We start from the raw sequence: 2,626 nt of genomic DNA, 5'->3' as shown, positions 1-2,626 counted from the left end.
GGCGATCCGGCACGGCTGCCCCCAGCGGGCGCGGCGGCCGAACCGGCGGACGCCGCGACGCGGTCGGCCAGCTCGGCGGCGGCCGGCCCCCACAGGTCGTCGAGGGGCACGCGCAGGTCGCGCAGCTCGTCGGCGGGTACCCCGAACACGGCGGGCCCGGTGCCCGGCGGGAGCCGCAGCCCGACCCACCGCTCCCCCGGCACGCTCACCGACAGGTGGGCCGTCCGGTCCGGCCCGGCAATGAGCAGCCCCGCCCGGCTGGACCAGAGCAGGTCCAGGCACCCGTCCGGCAGCACCCGCACCGCCGCTTCGCCGCGCGAGACGCTCGCCCACCGCACCGCCCCGGGGATCTCCGCCACCGCCCCCTCCCGGTACATGTCCCCACCCTGCCACGCCGTGGCCCGGTCCCCGCTCCGGATCTTGGCGAGTTACCGCTCCACACGAACGGAAACTCGCCAAGATCGGGCGGTCAGGCGCGGTGGTGCATGGCGAGGCGGAGCAGGGTGAAACGGAGGGCGGTCGCCGCGAGGTTGGCGCCGATCAGGACGGTCAGTTCCAGGGCGCGGGGCGGGGTGCCGGCGGTGGCGTGCAGCACCGCCAGGGAGCCGCTGGTCAGGGCCAGGCCGAGGGCGAAGGCGAGCAGGCCCTGAAGGTGGTGCCGGCCGGCGTGCCGGCGGCCGGTGACGCCGAAGGTGAGCCGCCGGTTGGCCGCCGTGTTGGCCACCGCCGTCACCAGCAGGGCCAGCAGGTTCGCCGGTTGCGCCCCGAGCGGGCCGCGGGCCAGCAGGAACAGCACCAGGTACGCGAGCGTGCTGCCCACCCCGACCACGGCGAACCGGGCGAGCTGCCGGGGCAGCCCGGCCGGCACCTGGGCCGGCGGCGCGTGCAACGGCGCCCGGCCGAGCTGGGCGCGCAGGTCGGCCAGGGGCAGCGCCCCGGTGACCAGGGCGCGGCCCAGCCGCCAGATGCCGCGCAGGTCGGCCATCGCCGTGGCCACGATGTCCACCCGGCTGTCCGGGTCGTCGACCCAGTCGACCGGCACCTCGTGGATCCGCAGCCCGGACCGCTGGGCCAGGACCAGCAGCTCGGTGTCGAAGAACCAGCCGGTGTCCTGCACCAGCGGCAGCAGCCCGGCCGCGACGTCGGCGCGGATCGCCTTGAACCCGCACTGCGCGTCGGAGAAGCGCACCGCGAGGGTGCCGCGCAGCAGCAGGTTGTAGCCGCGCGAGATCACCTCCCGCTTGGCGCCCCGGACCACCCGGCTGGTCCGCGCCAGCCGGGTGCCGATGGCCAGGTCCGAGTGGCCGGAGATGAGCGGGGCGACCAGCGGCAGCAGCGCCGCCAGGTCGGTGGAGAGGTCCACGTCCATGTACGCCAGCACCGGCGCCGGTGAGGCCGACCAGGCGGCCCGCAGCGCCCGGCCCCGCCCCTTGGCGTCCAGGTGCAGCACCCCCACCTCGGGCAGCTCGGCGGCGAGCGCCCCGGCCACCGCGAGGGTGCCGTCCACGCTGGCGTTGTCCGCCACGGTGATCCGGAACGGGTACGGGAAGTGCGCGGTGAGGTGCGCGTGCAGCCGCCGCACGCAGGGAGCGAGATCGATCTCCTCGTTGTGGACCGGTACCACCACGTCCAGCACCGCCGTGGGCGCCGTGGGCCGGGCCTGCACCGCGGCCCGCGGTTCGCTCGTGAAGGTCATCGCTCAGCCCTGCTTTCCGCTGCTCAGGTCGTACAAGGTCACGCCGTCGACGGTCTGCGCCGTGAAGTTCGCGGCGACCCAGCCGGAGATCTCGGCGGAGGCGTTGCTGCCGCCGTTGGCCCGGAACCCGCCGCCGCCGACGAAGTAGTGGATCCTGCCCTCGGTGACGTACCGCTGGAACTGGGCGAGGGTCGGGGACGGGTCGCTGCCGTTGAAGCCGCCGACCGGCATCACCGGTTCCCGGGTGGCGAGCTGGTAGCCGGAGGCGTTGTTCGAACCGACCGTCGCGGCGACCCAGGTGTAGTCGTCCGCGTCGGCCTCCAGCAGCGCCTTCAGCTCGGCGCTCGGCTCGCGGGCGTCGAGCAGCCCGCCCATGCCGCCGCCCGGCGCCCGGCCGTCACCGCCGGGGAACTGCCGGCTGCCGCCGCCCGGCATCCGGCCGGCGCCCGGGAACCCGCCGCGGCCGCCGGGGCCGAAGCCGCCCTGCACGAACGGGCCGGCACTGGGGATCGAGCCGGTGTGCGCGGTCGCCGCCGTCTGGAGCGAGTACGCCACCGGGCCGGCGAACGCCGCCGCCGCACCGAGCGCGAGCAGCACCGGGGCCACCCGCCGGGGCAGCCGGTCGGCGACGACCAGCAGCACGGCGGCGGCCAGGCCCACCACGAGCACGGCGGTACGCAGCCACGGGTACCACTCGGAGCTGCGGCCGAGCAGGTGCCAGGACCACCACGCGGTCACCGCCAGCGTGCCGGCCAGGATCACGGTCGCGGCGAACCCGCGCCGCCGGCCCGGAGCCAGCGGCCCACCCACCGGTACGGCCGAAGCGCTCGACGCGCTACCGGTGCCGGTCGCGGGCACCTGCGACGCGCCCGCGACCGGGTGACCCGGCACGCCGGCCGGGGACGGCTCCACCGCGCCGGGCACGGCGGC

2 protein-coding genes and 1 pseudogene are annotated in these 2,626 nt (G+C 76.7%); all 3 read right to left on the bottom strand.

All coding sequences use genetic code 11. The features are described from left to right. Nucleotides 1–377 (bottom strand): DUF6597 domain-containing transcriptional factor (locus B0E53_RS35325; RefSeq protein WP_348639692.1); only part of this gene is annotated, 377 nt, incomplete at its 3' end. Between the two features lie 92 nt (nucleotides 378–469). Beyond that, a complete protein-coding gene (locus B0E53_RS35320; RefSeq protein WP_107079814.1) occupies nucleotides 470–1,696 on the bottom strand; it encodes a bifunctional glycosyltransferase family 2/GtrA family protein in 1,227 nt (408 codons plus the stop codon). A 3-nt stretch (nucleotides 1,697–1,699) separates the two neighbouring features. Beyond that, nucleotides 1,700–2,626 (bottom strand): annotated as a pseudogene (locus B0E53_RS35315) (glycosyl transferase); the annotation flags it as partial.

It is taken from the genome of Micromonospora sp. MH33 (assembly GCF_003013775.1).
Taxonomy (GTDB): Bacteria; Actinomycetota; Actinomycetes; order Mycobacteriales; family Micromonosporaceae; genus Micromonospora; species Micromonospora fulviviridis.
This window is presented reverse-complemented; position numbering and strand designations above follow the sequence as displayed.

Bases quoted from the DNA above. Each gene is read 5' to 3' on its own strand.
- B0E53_RS35320 (WP_107079814.1), bottom strand. From the start codon at position 1,696: ATGACCTTCACGAGCGAACCGCGGGCCGCGGTGCAGGCCCGGCCCACG.